Origin of the sequence: Bifidobacterium merycicum DSM 6492 (genome assembly GCF_900129045.1) — a bacterium.
Classification (GTDB): Bacteria; Actinomycetota; Actinomycetes; order Actinomycetales; family Bifidobacteriaceae; genus Bifidobacterium; species Bifidobacterium merycicum.
Map to the genome: position 1 here is coordinate 470,587 of NZ_FQTX01000002.1, position 14,271 is coordinate 484,857.

The following is a 14,271-nucleotide window of genomic DNA, read 5'->3' on the forward strand; positions in this document are numbered from 1 at the left end:
CTGTGAATCGCGGCGAATTGGAGTCGTTCATTGTGGAGAACTTCGGTGTGGACGCCGATTACCCGTGGGCCAGGTATCCGACTCATGCGGTGTTCCGTCATGGCGATAACCGGAAATGGTTCGCTCTCATCATGGATGTTCCAAGGAACAGGCTGGGATTGCAAGGCGCAGAGCCGCTGGCCGTGCTCAATGTCAAATGCGATCCGTTTCTGATTGGCTCGCTGCGTGAGGAGCCTGGTTGCTTCCCCGCATATCACATGAGCAAGGACACCTGGATCACCGTTGCGCTGGACGGCAGTGTGGCGGATGGCATGATCGCGATGCTGCTTGACATGAGCTACCAGTTGACGGCGTCGAAGACGCGCGGCTCCCGCACAAAGTAGCGGGAGCCGCGCAGACTGGTTCACTGTGCCTTGCCGGTTCAAGAACGCACTGCCGCGTTACCGGTAGTTGCGTTCGATGAGGATGTCGGAGACGGTGAGATTCGCCTCATTGACGAGGTTGAACAGAATCACTTCGGCAAGCTCGGCCGGGTTCATGAAGGAATGCTGCTTGTCGAGCGACACGTAATCGTGGCTGTCGCGGTAGAAGTCGGTGTCGATGCCACCGGGGTAGACGCCCACCACCTTCACGCTCGTGCCCTTGTAGGCCGCCTTGAGACTCTGCGTGTAGCCCTTTTCGCCCCACTTGGTCGCGCAGTACACGGATTCGTTGGCGTTGCCGCGCGTGGCGGCGGTGCTCATCACATTGGCGATTTTGAGATTCCGCTCATCGCAGACCTTCAACGTGGCCACGCTCCACAGGATCATGCCCTTGAGCCCCTTCAGGCACTTGTCCACGTCGGCCGCCACGTAGCCGGTCGGCACTTTGAACGAAGGCTGGCCGGCATTGTTGATGAGTAGGTCGATATGGCCGAGGGCCGCGATCTGGGCGATGGACTCGTTCACGAAACGCTCGTCGGAAACATCGCCGACGAACGCATGGTAGCTGTCCGCGCCGAAGCGTTCGGCGAGCTCGTTCTGACGTTCGGCGTTGAAGTCGATGCCGGCCACGAGCCAGCCGCGTTCGATAAGCTGGCGCGCCAGCTCATAGCCCAACCCCAGGGCGCTTCCGGTGATGATGGCGATGCGCTTGCCAGTGGCTGTTGTCATAGCAGGCTCCTTTGCTCTTTAGAATGCGACGCATATCGCATAAAACGATTGACGTGCATATATTATAGCCATCACGCCGGAACCGGCTGGTACTGGTCGAGTACGGTGAAGCACTTCCGATACGCCAGCACCATGATGACGCTATCGGCCAGCAGGGTGAGCGCCGCAATCGCAGCCAGCATCATGAACTGGTATTTCGCAGCATTGATCGGATCGCCGCCAGCAATGATCTGGCCGGCCATCATGCCCGGCACCGTGACGATGCCCGCCGAAGCCAGCGACGCAGTGGTCGGCATCAGACCCAGACGAATCGACGAAACGACGCTCGGCCGAGCCGCCTCCCACGCCGTCGCACCCAAAGCCAGCAGCGTATCGACCTCATCGCGGCGCTCGCGCATGCTTTCGAAGAAACGGCTCAGCCCAACGGCCAAAGCGGAGACAGTGTTGCCCAACAGCATGCCGGTCAGCGGCACCACCAGCTGCGGTGCATACCAGGGGTGCGGTCGAATCACCAGTTCGGTGACCAGAGACATCATGATGAGCATGGTGAGCACCAGGCTCAGCAATACCGGGCCGGCCAACCCTTTCGGCACGCCTTTGGCGCGTGAAAGCGTGATCTGCACCGCCGCGATCAGCATGAATGCGATGAGCAGCAGTACGAACCACGGGTTGCCTGAACGGATGACGAAGGCCATGATGAAGCCCATCGCGCACAATTGCAGCAGCGCACGGCAGGCCGACCACAGCAGCGTGCGTCCGATGCCCATGCGCATCAGGCTGGAAATGCCGGCCGCCACGGCCACCATGGCAAGTGCGACGAGCAGCCCCCAGATGTCGATGGAATAGTAGTTGCCGCTCATGCCCGTGCCTCCTGGCCGTCTTCCCGATTGTTGCTCTGGCTGATCTTCTGGCTGTTCGTGTATGTTTCGGTAAGCGCGCCGCCGTCCAGTGCGACAATCCGCGAGGCGCGCCCGTCCGGCGGGCGATGCCTGATGCGGACGATAGACATGCCGCGATCCGCATATTGCGCCATGATGGCGGCGACCTTCTCGGCATTCTCATCGTCAAGCCCGGCGTCCACCTCGTCGGCCAGCAGAACCTTCGGCTCGGTGAGTAGCGTGCGCGCAAGACTCACGCGTGCCGCCTGACCGCCCGACAGGTCATGCGGGGCCCGATCCAAGTCGATGTCCTCACAGCCGATGCTGTCAAGCGTTGCGCGAATGCGTTCACTGGGGAGCAGCGCCTTCGCTTGGGCGGCAGGGGACTGGCGGGAAAACAGTCGGCTCAGGCGCGAGGGGCGGCTGGTGCCCGTGGTGTTGCGGATACGCAAGGTCCACGGCAGGCGAATCGCCTCGTCCACGGTGGAACCGGTGAGCAGCGCCTTCTGCGGCAGGTACGCCACCTGGCTGCGCCACTGCTGCGGCGTGAACTCGCTTGCCGGGCGCCCTTCAAGCTCCATGGAACCATGGGCGTGCGGGTTCAGCTGGGCGAACGCGGTGAGCAGACTGCTCTTGCCCGAGCCGGACGGGCCGACCAGATCGACGATCTCGCCGCGTTCGATGGCGAAGCACAGACCCTTGAATATTGTTCTGGACGAATCGGTCCCCGGGACTTCGCATGTCATGCCGGAGGCCGCAAACACATACTGCATGGGTTCCAGCTTACTCGTTGGGGCGTGTGGGATGGGGCGGCGCTGTGACAATAAGGATGACTGAGGATTAGAGACTGATATTGAAATTAAAAATGGGAATCGGTGATTGTGTTGGTTGGATTGTCTCCTTTCGCTTGATGGTAGCATGGTGGCATTATTTCAGAGAAGACAAGGACGTCGAAAATGGGTTATGCAGTCAGACCGATCACTGTGGAAGAACTCCAATCCATCGAATTTCCGGTAGTACATTTCAAGGAGGGGTACGCGGCGGATGAAGTGAATGCATTCCTGGGGGAATGCGTCGAGGCGTTACGTGGCAGATCCGGATTATCCGCCGACGATGTGGAACATCATATATTCTCCACCACATACAAGAGCGGATATAACGCAGGTGACGTGGATCTGGTGCTTGATCGGATAGCCCAAACGCTGAGAAGCCGTTCGAACGGAAAGCGCACCGGGGTTGCTGATTCGCTGGGGATTCCGGGTGCGCCTGCTCAGCCAGCAAGACGACCTGCCGAGGGGAGTCTCTCGGATTCCGCTTCTGCTGGATTAGCGGCGGCTTCCAATGGTTTTCTCTCGAAAGCCTGGAGTGACGCTGAGAAATTCGCCAAGGACAATGATTTGGAGGGAAAGCTCAGATTAGGTAGGGCCAAGGCGCAGAAGGCGTTTGCCAAGGCCAAGGATGAAGCGGGCCGCATTGCCGCCGAAGACAGTCTCGAGGGGAAAATCGCTGTGATGCGCGAGCAGTCGGACCGTGCATGGAGTGGAATCCAATCCAATAAGACGGTGAAGAAGCTGACTGATCACGTACAGAGCGCGGCCCATACTGTAGGGAGTTCCGTCGGAGAAATGCGAACGGCATACGAGGATCGAAGAGCGCAGCGGGAACAGGAGGCCGAGGAACGGCGTCATCAACTTTACCCAGACGAGAATGAACCTCCGTATGGTGTCCCGTTGATCTCGCAGGCCGACTTGGATGCCGGCTACAACGAGCCGGGCTATGTGGGCTCTGATGCCACCGCCGATGCGAACCGGTATGGCGAACCCAGAACTGTGCCTGAAAACGGTGATTCGACCAGAACTATGGAAACAGCCGCCGGAGAGCAGGATTCTACGGCTGTGCTGCCGGATGCTGGGAACGATTCCGCAGCGGAACCGATACCGACGATGCCGCTGCCCGATATGGCGGTGTCGAGCGAAACGGCTGATGGGGGAGAAGCCGGCGACGAGTCGGATCAGCCCATCGCGGCGGATGCCGTTTCAAAGGGACAGAGGAATGGCATCCCCGATGCGGCAGTGCCGGCTGCATTGCATCGGCCTTCCGAAGAGAAGAGGAAGAACGAAAGGCCAAGCCACGCCAAAACCGGTGCCAATGCCATGGCAGGCAATGTCAGGGCATTGTTTGCGGATGAGAGAAACCGCCCCGTCCTCATAGGGTGCATCATCGCGCTCATACTGCTTATGGGTTTCGTCTACTGTGCGTTTCAGCCGTCGAAGGATTCCAAGGAGGATGAGACTCCGGCAAGTCCATCGTATTCAAGCGTGTCCGATTCGGAGGACGAAAGCACGTATGAGTCGTCCACGCCTTCGTTCGAGACGATTGATACGGATTCCCTGAAGGGCGATTCCGTGAAAGATGTGGTGAAGGAACTCGAGGAGAAGGGCCTGACCTATGGGTTCCTGTTCGAGGGCGGCGACGGCACTGATCAGTCCTCGACGGTGAAGACGTCCTTGGAGAAGGGCGAGGAGTGGACCGTTGTTGAGGCCAGACAGTCCGCAACGGACGGCGAGGTCACATTGACCGTTCAGAAGAAGGAAACGCCTAAACCGAAAGAGAAGAAGCAGGAACCGCAACAGCCAGCCAATGACAATGGCGTCATCACGGTCGCCAACAACCAGGAATTCGCCTCCCTGCTTGCGGTGAAGGATCCGTTTGACCCGTCGGTCGCCGCATTCGCGGAGAAATACAAGGGGCGCACCATCGAGTTCGACGGCAATATCGCCGGCACCGTTCCCAATGAAAAGCATCCCCGCTATCTTCTGGACTACATGCTGGTCTATGGCGGGGACTACAGCACGGAAAGCGTCAGCGGCCCAAGCTTCAGATTCGAGGGGGTCATGTGGAGCGATTTCCATGATGGATCGGTTGGATTGCCGCTCTATGTTCGCGAGGGACATAACGTCCATATCAAGGCGACAGTGGGCAGCTACAACCCTGAAAGCGGCATTTTCAAACTGGATTTGGAGAAGATGACCGAGCGCTGACTCTCCATTCAAAGAATGCGTCCTGTAGGTTCACTAGAAAAATGACGAGAGGGCTGCGGAACTGCCCAGGCCCACCGTCCCTGTCGATTGTGGCTACGTCGGGGCACAATCGACAGGGACGCCTGTGTGCGATGATGATGTTGGGCTGGCCTGTTTGTAGATTCGATCTAAAGCCCTCCCAGAGTGTCTTCCAGATCATGCCCATCATTAGGTTTCAACCCGAGTTGGTTTACCTTCTCGCGTAGCTTATCGAAATAATATGGGTCGCTCAAATCTTCCATAGTGGGCACGTCGCCGGTCGGCTGGATAAGCCCTTCGGCGCCTTCCGGCCACAGTGCGCGGGAATCCAGAGTACCTTCCAGGCAAGATGCGTTGTCCGGATTCAGATTCGGATCATTGGAGTCGAAATAGTCAGGGGCGGGTGAATTGTTCATATCGTTTCTTTGCTTGGCTGTTCTAATTCTCTTGTATGAAAAACACGGCATAGTGTGCCGAATAAGAGGGGCGCTGTGTTGTTATACTTCCTTGGTCAGGAAGGATCAAGCTCCTTCAGCGCAAGAGCGAGAATGAGAATTTGCTAGTTGTTTTTTGATCATATACAAATTGATAATTGTTGTGATTGCATTTGATGGTGGCAGGTTTATATCGTGAGCTATGTGAACCACATGATAGATTCAGTATGTACAAAGTTATTTCTGCCAGGGTGTGCAGGAAATTTATGATATATATAAGGCTGGGTGAAATGCTACAAGGATTGTCAGGTCATATCTGACAATCCTTGTAGCCGCCATGTTGAATAGCCGGAAAACGATTACTGCTTGCGGATATTGTTTATAATCTTGGTAAGACATCCTTTCGGCTTTTGCTGTTGCTCAATTAGCATGGATAGGTTTTGATTGATTACATTTTGCGTTTGCAAGAGATTGGTAATATTAGTAAGTTGTTTCTGCAATTTTCTCATATCCTCTTGTAAAATATACGACTCCTGTTCTCTTGACTCCTGTTCTCTTTCCTTTTCTTCTTCTTCTTCTCTTCTTCTTCTATATTCTATTTCTTTTCGCATTTGTTTCAGATCTTTGTTCAACAAGTACGTGCGACTTATTGAAAAACTCTTTTGAAAAAAATGGCTATGAGTTGTTGTAAGTAAATTCCATAAACATATCACGTGTAATGTAAATAAAACAAGGCTGATCCAGTTGAGCCTATATGTGTGTAATAATATGATCAGCAGTGAAAGATGATAAATAAATAATATACTAAATAATATTATTGAGTCAATACTAATTGGTTTATGTGCTAGTGCTCGAATTACATCTGATTGAGTTATTAACGGAGTGAAAATTGAAAAAAATAATAATAATACGCAAAATATAATCAAAGCACAAAGAATTATTTTGATAAAAAAATGCGGGCTACTGTTTATAAAAAAATGCGGGCTACTGTTTATAGAAAAATTAATACTAATAACAAGAACTAAGTAATAGACAAATTCGATGACTGTAGCCCAAAATGTAACTCGTTTAGTCTCCCATCTTTCTATTAATGTTTGTGTTTTATCGTCTTTGCTTTCTGGTTCCGACAGTTGAGAATCGAGTTCATAGTATTTTTCCTGCCAGTCTTTGAGTTTATCTTTCCATTCATTATTTTTTCGATCGATGTCAGCCGTCTTGATGTTGCTTACTCTAAGGAGTTCAATAGACGCCCAAAGAATTGCTAATGAAAAGAAGAGATAAGTATATTGAATATACGGTAAGTCAAGTGTAGAGTCTTTTAAAGCCTCTATAAATGTGTGAATTTGATAGATGCCATTAGGTGCGGCAAAGCCAATAATAAAAGCCGTAAAAAAACTTGTAAACAATGACAAATTAGATAAAATCTCTAAAGATCCGTTTATTCGCTCTTTTCCTGATTCAAATACAATAGCCAAAGCTACTGTAGCTTGAAAGGCAAGAAGTGCAACTAGCAAGGCAAATGAATCGGTATCCTTGGGAAAAGAATTAAGTGCGATTTCTAGAAGTGTTGGTACTTCACGGTGATTGTTCGATATTATTGTTCGAATGAAGAAGGCTGTGTATATTGACACAAATAAGCCTAATAAGATCATCAATCCCATGGAGACCCATAGTCGGAAACGTTTTCGGGTGAAGGCGTAGGGGAATGGGCGTTGTGCGCTTTTGTCGACTTGTTGAAAGAGATAGATAACATCAGAAAAATCTTTTTCTTCCATACCATCTGTATTTTCTTCGTTGCCTGATTCAAGCTGCACTGTGCTCTGATTTACCACGTAGCGAATCCTTTCCTTCTTCTTCAAATTTTAACTCTATTGCCTGCAATGAATGGATTAACCGGCATTTTCAGTATGCAATCGGTATTAGGGTTATGTTGTTTTTGCCAGTTGGCTTTGAATTGTGACTGATGAATGTAAAGCATCGGATGATACTTGGGCGTTTGGGCGGCTTAGGCCGGTAGAATACGATGAGTAGATGCAAAAGGAAGGGGAGCCGTGATTACCGGAGCCGTAAAGAACAAGGTCGATGACATCTGGCAGCGCATGTGGGAGGGTGGTATCACCAACCCCATTGAAGTCATCATGCAACTGACATATCTCATGTTCATGGAATCCCTTGATGACAAGGAACTGGAAATCGAGCAGATGGAGATGATGGGCGTTGCAGCGGGGAAGCGTGTGTTTCCGCAAACTGAGGAAGGCCAGTCTATTCGTTGGAGCCATTTCAAGGATCTTCCAGCCGAGCAGATGTTCGAAGTAGTCAGCCAAAAGGCGTTCCCGTTCATCAAAACCATGCACTCAGACAATGCCTTTGCAGAGAGCATGGAGGATGCTTCCTTCGGGTTCACCAAGCCCAAGACCTTGGAGAAGGCGGTCTCCGGAATTGATGATCTGCTCTCGAATTATGTGAACGAGTCCGATGATCTCGGCGACTTGTACGAATACATGCTGAGTAAGCTTAATACTGCCGGCGCCAACGGCCAGTTCCGTACTCCACAGCACATCAGAAACATGATGGTGGCATTAGCCGATCCAAAACCCGGGCAGCGTATTTGCGATATAAAAACACCGAGATTGATACAATTTAATTATTCGTCGGCGGCTTATCTCCAAGCAGGGTAAGTTTTTTATGAGCAGGGTAAGTTGCACAGGCAGCAGGGTAAGTTGGACACGAGGGGGGTAAGTTTTCATATTACCCCGTCGCTGCGGTAGATTTGGACACATTCGGTCTGTATAATGTGAAGCGGAAATCAGGAGCTTGACGGAGGGGAAAAAGGTGAATGATTATAATGAGGAATTTTGGGATGCATTGGATGAGCTGGTGAAGACTTCCGAAATTGTCGTCGACAGACCGAAGGGATCTATCCATCCAAGGTTTCCAGATTTCATATATCGGCTCGACTATGGTTACCTGAGAGGCACTTCCTCTATGGATGGAGCAGGAATTGACGTATGGGTCGGAAGCGGAAAGAAAACAGTCGATGCCATCATGTGCATTGTCGATTTGATGAAGCGAGACTCCGAGATCAAGATACTGATTGGCTGTACGGAAGAGGAAAAGATGGAAGTATATAAAACGCATAATGAAACGCAGTATATGAAAGGCGTTTTGATACGTCGATAAATCGGTATCTTTAGGGATAATATTCTGAATTGTATACTTTGGTGATGGGGGCAATATGAAAACAGTAGTTAAGTCAGAAATAGCAGATGCTTTAAGGACCATTGGCCTTGAAAGAGGAGATTCTGTGATCGTACATACTTCTCTTGGAAAGATTGGGTATGTATGCGGCGGTGCACAAGTTGTCATAGAAGCTCTGATTGAGACCGTTGGAGAAGAAGGAACCATCATGATGCCAACGCAGTCATGGAAAAATCTTGACCCTGAAACTGGTGTTCATTGGGATGCTGATAAAACTGACTGGGATAGAATCAGAGAGAATTGGCCTGCTTATAATAAGGCGATTACTCCTACCAATACGATGGGGGCTGTTGCAGAAATGTTTCGCTCATGGCCCGGAGCGGTGAGGAGCGATCATCCGTCCAGATCTTTTGCTGCGTGGGGGAGGAATGCTGAATATCTCACGAAAAATCATGATCTTTCTGATATTTTTGGGGACACATCTCCAATTGGAAAGCTTTATGATCTTGACGGAAAGATACTGTTGATTGGAGTGGACTATGACAAAAACACCTCTATTCATTTGGCAGATGTTCGTGCTGAGTATCGAGGAAAGCATACCTGTGTTGAACACAGTGCAGTCATGGAAAACGGGAAGCGAGTCTGGAAAGCATATGAAACGTTATTTGTAGATGGTGAAGATTTTAAGGATATAGGAATCGCTTTTGAAGCACTACATACTGTTAATACAGCAACACTTGGTGAAACAGAATTGAAAATTATGAGGCAGCGTGAGTTAGTGGACTTTGCTATTGAGTGGATTGAAAAGTACAGACAATAGTATTCATAAAGGTAAATTCCTATTTGCTTGGAGATTTCCATACTATGATTTGCCCTGTGGAAATCCTGAGGAAGAAGTATCCGGTTGTCGCAACAAACCCGCCCTATCTTAATAAGTATGATGCAAAACTCAAGGATTATATAAATCTGAATTATAAGGCATACGGAGATGACCTGTTCAGCGTGTTCATGTTCCGAAATTTCGGCTTTTGCAAGAAAGAAGGGTATTGTGGATTTATGACACCATTTGTTTGGATGTCAATTAAATCATACAAGTCTCTAAGAGAGTTTGTAGTTCAGAACAAAACGATTACAACACTTATCCAGTTGGAATACTCCGCGTTTGAAGAAGCGACGGTTCCGATATGCACATTCGTGCTTCAAAATTCTGAGGTCGGTTCCTGTAAGGGCTTGTATTTCAATCTTTCTGATTTTCCGGGAGGAATGGAGGTGCAAGATCAGAAAGTACTTGCGGCACAAAACGATAAGGATTGTGGGTATTATTATGAAGCGAATCAACGAGGCTTTGAAAGAATACCAAGCACACCAATTACAGCATATTGGGTTAGCGATTCCTTTGCTAACTTATATTCTCATCCGTTGATTGGCAGTGCCTTTTCAGCCAAGGAAGGCGTTGGTACTCGAAAGGACGATGTGTTTCTAAAGCAGACATGGGAAGTGTCAACGGATAAAGTCGGTCGGGACAAGCGGTGGATTCTAACTGATAAAGCGGGTGGCTACAGAAAATGGTATCTTGGCTCAACATATGTAATGGATTGGGAAGATGATGGACGTCGGATTAAAGACTATCGCGATGATAAAGGGAAACTACGCTCAAGACCACAGAACACCCAGTATCTGTTCTTGCCCGGGATTTCATGGGGAAAAATAGGATCAGGTGCTACTTCTTTTAGATATAGAGGTGAAGGCTTTGGATTCAATGATGCTGCTCCTACATTATTTGGGGATAACCCATTTCCTCTTTTGGCTGCATTGAATACGAGCATATATAAGGTTCTTCTGCAGATAAGAGGAGGAACGCTTAACATGACTTGCGGTGTTGTCGAAGAATTACCTCTTCTTGGGTATGACAGTATTCAGATGCAAGAGACACTTTCCAGAATTGTCGAAGAAAACATTGCTCTCTCGAAGGATGACTGGAATGCATTTGAAACATCATGGGATTTCCAGATTCATCCGCTTATCAAGTATAACTGCCATCATATTAAAGAGGCTTTTCAAGAGTGGGAGAAAGAATGCGATAATCGTTTTCAGCAGCTTTGGTTTAATGAAACCGAAATCAACAGGCTCTTTATCGAGCAGTATCATTTAGCCGGAGAAATAAAACCAGAAGTTGATAAGGAAAGTGTATCCGTATCGCTATCGGATTTACAGCGGGATATTCGCTCTTTCATTTCATACTCTGTTGGTTGTATGTTTGGTAGATACTCGCTGGATTCAATGGGATTGATTTACGCTGGTGGTAAATGGGATGAAACCAAGTATACGACCTTCCATCCGGATAGAGATGCCATCATCCCTATTTGTGATGATGAATATTTTGAAGACGATATAGTAGGTCGCTTTGTCAAATTTGTAGAGACAGTCTATGGCAAGGAGACTCTTGAAGAGAATCTTCGTTTTATTGCCGATGCTCTTGGCGGGAACGGTTCTTCCCGCGAGGTCATTCGCGGCTACTTTATCAACGACTTCTATGCGGATCACTTGAAGGTATACCAGAAGCGACCGATCTACTGGCTTTTCGACAGTGGTAAGAAGAACGGCTTTAAGTGCCTTATCTACATGCACCGGTATCAGCCCGACACCATTGCTCGCATTCGCACTGACTATGTCCATGAGCAGCAGTCCCGCTATCGCACGGCCATCGCCGATCTGGAGCAGCGCATCAATGGCGCGTCCACTTCCGAGCGCGTGAAGCTGTCCAAGCAGCTGGCCACGTTGCAGGCGCAGGCCGAGGAGATCCGGGTTTACGAAGGAAAAATTCATCACCTTGCCGACCAGATGATCAAGATCGACTTGGATGATGGTGTGAAACACAACTACGAAATCTTTAAGGATGTGCTGGCAAAGATCAAGTAAAGGTAGGTGCCGATTATGGATTCGGAAAAAATCATACAGGACTTGAATCGAAGATTCGCGGCACCGTTGCCAGAGTTCTATAAACGCCGGGTTGTTGTCTGGATAGACGAGGATGCGGAGTTTTTGGACAAGCTGGATGAAATCACGTTGAGCGGGGCCAAGATCATCGCGCTCACTGGCTCCAACAACTTCTATGTGAAGAGGCTGCTGGCAGTGGACGATCCTACCAGCAATTATCTGGTGTATCGGCCTTTCGCCTATGAGTCCGACGAGGATAACTGGCTGTTGGACGTGGAGCTGTACGGCGAGGAGTTCCGCGCCGATCTGGTTTCCATGTGGATGGACGAGATGGGCATCCCGCAGACGCCTGCGCTCCGTCGTGGCTTCAAGCAGTACCGGAAGTTCTTCAACGCGCAGGCTCGTCGAAGCAAGGTGTCCGCTCAGCCGGTCACTCCGGCCACGCCTGCTCAGCTGCAGATGGCCATCATGGCGGCGCTGGCAGGGTTGAAAGACGCCAAGCCGAACACGATCATCAAGGCGGTACTGAAAGCCGGTCTCTCAAAGGACAGCAATGCGGTATATCAGGAATTTGTAAGCTACGGTATCGACGAGGCTTTCTGGCGCATGGTGGCGCAGGGCACCGGATACCAGGACATGGATTCCGACCTTGCTCAACTTGCCACGCACCTGCTGATGACGGCCTCCACTCGAACGATGCGTCAGGAGTTCCTTGCTGGACTCCAGATGTTCATCTCCTCCGCGCATCAGGCGTATTGCTATGACTTCGTGTCCGACTGGATGCACAGTGAGGACGCCGGTGATATCTGTGCCATCGCGGAGCATGTGGAGAACGAGCTGAAACTCCCGCAGCGGTTCATGAAACTGCAGGTGGCCGATCTCGTGGATACGGAGACCTTCCCGTGCGTCAATGAGGTCATCCTCGTGAAGCTGATGACTGAGATCAGCGATCATATTATCGACGTGGACACGATCACCCAGACCGTGGAGAAGCGCCGGACCTGCGTCTGGTATGAAGACGTAAAGAACTACTATGAAGGCATCCTGCAGGTAGCGAAGATGCAGGCCTTCTTCAAAGAGCATTCTTCTGGGTTCCATACCGTGGAGCCTGTGAAGGTGTGGAAGGAATACACAACGGAATACTACATCATGGACACCTACTACCGGGAGTTTCATAAGACCTATTCCGAGAGCCTGAAAAACTACCACGAGGAGCTGTCCGACCTCTTCACCCATGTGATGGAGAAGGTTGAAGGGCTCTATACCACGTGGTTCCTCGGTCAGCTGGGAACCAACTGGTCAGATGCCTGCGCGGACAATCTGCGCGAGTATGGCCGGGTTCTGGAAGTGCCGCAGCAGGCGGATTTCTATCGCCAGAAGGTGGCAGCTTCCGATAGCAAGGTGTATGTGATTGTTTCCGATGCCCTGCGCTATGAAGTGGCAGCCTCCCTTGCAGAGCAGCTGCAGCGGGAGACGCAGGCCAAGGTGGACCTGAAGTCCATGCAGGCAGTCTTCCCGACGATCACGAAGTTTGGCATGGCGGCGCTGCTTCCGCACAAGCACATCCATACGGAGATCAAGGGCGCTGACAGCTCTGAGCGGCTGGTGGTGCTGGCAGACGGCCAGTCCACCGAAGCGAATAATCGGGACAAGCTCCTGAAGGCAGCAGACTCAGCCAGTGTTGCGCTTAAGTATAAAGACATCATCGGCATGAAGCGAGCTGACCGGCAGGCGCTCATAAAGGGCATGAACGTGGTCTACATCTACCACGACACCATTGATGAGGCCGGTCATCTGGAGAGCTCCATCTTTACCGCCTGCGACACGGCGATTGAGGAGATCAAGAACATGGTCCGTATCATCGCCAATGAGTGGGGCGGCGCGAATATCATCATCACCTCCGATCACGGGTTCCTGTACACCTACAGCCCGCTGAAGGAGGATGACAAGGTAAACCTCGAATCGCAGGACGATCAGCGGATAGAGGTTGGCAGGCGTTATGCGATCATGCACAACAGCTATCACTCTAACTTCCTGCTCCCGGTGAAGTTCATTGCTGGAGACAATCCGCACTATGATGGGTGGGCTCCACGCGAGACGATCCGGATCAAGATGAAGGGCGGCGGCCTGAACTTCGTTCACGGTGGCATCAGCCTGCAGGAGATGGTTGTGCCGTTGATCGAGTACCACTTCCTGCGGAACCAGAGTAAAGAATACAAGAGGAACAGGAGCAAGTACGACACGAAGCCTGTGGAGATCAGCCTGCTCTCTGCCAACCGGAAGATCAGCAATATGATCTTCTCCCTGAACTTCTATCAGAAGGAGCCTGTTGGTGGGAACCGAGAAGCGGCGACCTACCAGCTGTACTTCACGGACAGCGCTGGAAAGGCGATCAGCGATGTCCAGAAGATCATCGCTGACAAGACCAGCGACAACGGGCAGGATCGTACCTTCCGCTGCAGCTTCAATCTGAAATCGCTGAAATACAGTAATACCGAGACCTACTATCTTGTCATCGCTGATGAGAACGGCCTGCAAGTGCAGCGCGAAGAATTCCAGATCGATATCGCATTTGCGGTGGATGAATTCGACTTCTTCGGTTAAGGAGGAACAT

The 14,271-nt window shown here is 50.7% G+C and carries 11 protein-coding genes and 2 pseudogenes; 8 read left to right on the top strand and 5 right to left on the bottom strand.

The window, feature by feature from the left end:
* Nucleotides 1-2: 2 nt before the first annotated feature.
* On the top strand, nucleotides 3-383 hold the full coding sequence (locus tag BUB29_RS04660; protein ID WP_033523824.1) for an MmcQ/YjbR family DNA-binding protein: 381 nt from the start codon (nucleotides 3-5) through the stop codon (nucleotides 381-383).
* A 57-nt stretch (nucleotides 384-440) separates the two neighbouring features.
* Here the strand turns inward: BUB29_RS04660 and BUB29_RS04665 are convergent, their stop codons facing one another.
* From BUB29_RS04665 to BUB29_RS04675, 3 genes are all read right to left on the bottom strand, one after another.
* Nucleotides 441-1,151, bottom strand: coding sequence for an SDR family oxidoreductase (locus tag BUB29_RS04665; RefSeq protein WP_033523823.1), 711 nt, complete (start codon nucleotides 1,149-1,151; stop codon nucleotides 441-443).
* Nucleotides 1,152-1,222: 71 nt separating this feature from the next.
* Nucleotides 1,223-2,011, bottom strand: a complete 789-nt coding sequence (locus BUB29_RS04670; RefSeq protein ID WP_033523822.1) for an ABC transporter permease — start codon at nucleotides 2,009-2,011, stop codon at nucleotides 1,223-1,225.
* A complete protein-coding gene (locus BUB29_RS04675; protein ID WP_033523821.1) occupies nucleotides 2,008-2,802 on the bottom strand; it encodes an ABC transporter ATP-binding protein in 795 nt (264 codons plus the stop codon). The genes BUB29_RS04670 and BUB29_RS04675 overlap by 4 nt, the downstream gene beginning before the upstream one ends.
* Nucleotides 2,803-2,985: 183 nt before the next feature.
* Between BUB29_RS04675 and BUB29_RS10320 the strand changes: the two are divergent.
* Both BUB29_RS10320 and BUB29_RS10325 read left to right on the top strand, forming a co-directional pair.
* Nucleotides 2,986-3,222 (top strand): annotated as a pseudogene (locus BUB29_RS10320) (DivIVA domain-containing protein); the annotation flags it as partial.
* Nucleotides 3,223-4,707: 1,485 nt separating this feature from the next.
* A pseudogene (locus tag BUB29_RS10325) lies at nucleotides 4,708-5,070 on the top strand (DUF4839 domain-containing protein); the annotation flags it as partial.
* A gap of 167 nt (nucleotides 5,071-5,237) precedes the next feature.
* On the opposite strand, the gene BUB29_RS04685 reads toward BUB29_RS10325, so the two are convergent.
* Entirely contained in the window at nucleotides 5,238-5,504 is a 267-nt protein-coding gene (locus tag BUB29_RS04685; RefSeq protein WP_033523820.1) for a hypothetical protein, read from the bottom strand.
* 377 nt (nucleotides 5,505-5,881) lie between these two features.
* Nucleotides 5,882-7,354, bottom strand: coding sequence for a hypothetical protein (locus BUB29_RS09685; RefSeq protein ID WP_143155149.1), 1,473 nt, complete (start codon nucleotides 7,352-7,354; stop codon nucleotides 5,882-5,884).
* A gap of 219 nt (nucleotides 7,355-7,573) precedes the next feature.
* On the opposite strand from BUB29_RS09685, the gene BUB29_RS04695 reads away from it, so the two are divergent.
* The 5 genes from BUB29_RS04695 (at nucleotide 7,574) to pglZ (ending at nucleotide 14,261) form a co-directional block, all read left to right on the top strand.
* On the top strand, nucleotides 7,574-8,200 hold the full coding sequence (locus BUB29_RS04695) for a type I restriction-modification system subunit M N-terminal domain-containing protein (protein ID WP_234945692.1): 627 nt from the start codon (nucleotides 7,574-7,576) through the stop codon (nucleotides 8,198-8,200).
* A gap of 154 nt (nucleotides 8,201-8,354) precedes the next feature.
* The gene (locus BUB29_RS04700; protein ID WP_033523833.1) at nucleotides 8,355-8,702 is read left to right on the top strand and encodes a hypothetical protein; all 348 of its coding nucleotides are present in this window, start codon (nucleotides 8,355-8,357) and stop codon (nucleotides 8,700-8,702) included.
* A 55-nt stretch (nucleotides 8,703-8,757) separates the two neighbouring features.
* Nucleotides 8,758-9,540, top strand: a complete 783-nt coding sequence (locus tag BUB29_RS04705; RefSeq protein WP_033523817.1) for an AAC(3) family N-acetyltransferase — start codon at nucleotides 8,758-8,760, stop codon at nucleotides 9,538-9,540.
* A gap of 44 nt (nucleotides 9,541-9,584) precedes the next feature.
* Nucleotides 9,585-11,639 carry a BREX-1 system adenine-specific DNA-methyltransferase PglX gene (gene pglX / locus BUB29_RS04710; RefSeq protein WP_051915114.1) on the top strand — a complete coding sequence of 685 codons (2,055 nt, stop codon included), beginning with the start codon at nucleotides 9,585-9,587 and terminating at the stop codon, nucleotides 11,637-11,639.
* A gap of 15 nt (nucleotides 11,640-11,654) precedes the next feature.
* Nucleotides 11,655-14,261 (top strand): BREX-1 system phosphatase PglZ type A, encoded by a 2,607-nt coding sequence (gene pglZ, locus BUB29_RS04715; RefSeq protein WP_033523815.1) that lies wholly within the window; start codon nucleotides 11,655-11,657, stop codon nucleotides 14,259-14,261.
* Nucleotides 14,262-14,271: the final 10 nt, after the last annotated feature.

What these genes read in the sequence shown, in the direction of transcription:
- pglZ (WP_033523815.1), top strand. Translation starts at nt 11,655, where the DNA reads ATGGATTCGGAAAAAATCATACAGGACTTGAATCGAAGATTCGCGGCA.
- BUB29_RS04670 (WP_033523822.1), bottom strand. Translation starts at nt 2,011, where the DNA reads ATGAGCGGCAACTACTATTCCATCGACATCTGGGGGCTGCTCGTCGCA.
- BUB29_RS04675 (WP_033523821.1), bottom strand. Translation starts at nt 2,802, where the DNA reads ATGCAGTATGTGTTTGCGGCCTCCGGCATGACATGCGAAGTCCCGGGG.
- BUB29_RS04705 (WP_033523817.1), top strand. Translation starts at nt 8,758, where the DNA reads ATGAAAACAGTAGTTAAGTCAGAAATAGCAGATGCTTTAAGGACCATT.
- pglX (WP_051915114.1), top strand. Translation starts at nt 9,585, where the DNA reads ATGATTTGCCCTGTGGAAATCCTGAGGAAGAAGTATCCGGTTGTCGCA.
- BUB29_RS04665 (WP_033523823.1), bottom strand. Translation starts at nt 1,151, where the DNA reads ATGACAACAGCCACTGGCAAGCGCATCGCCATCATCACCGGAAGCGCC.
- BUB29_RS04685 (WP_033523820.1), bottom strand. Translation starts at nt 5,504, where the DNA reads ATGAACAATTCACCCGCCCCTGACTATTTCGACTCCAATGATCCGAAT.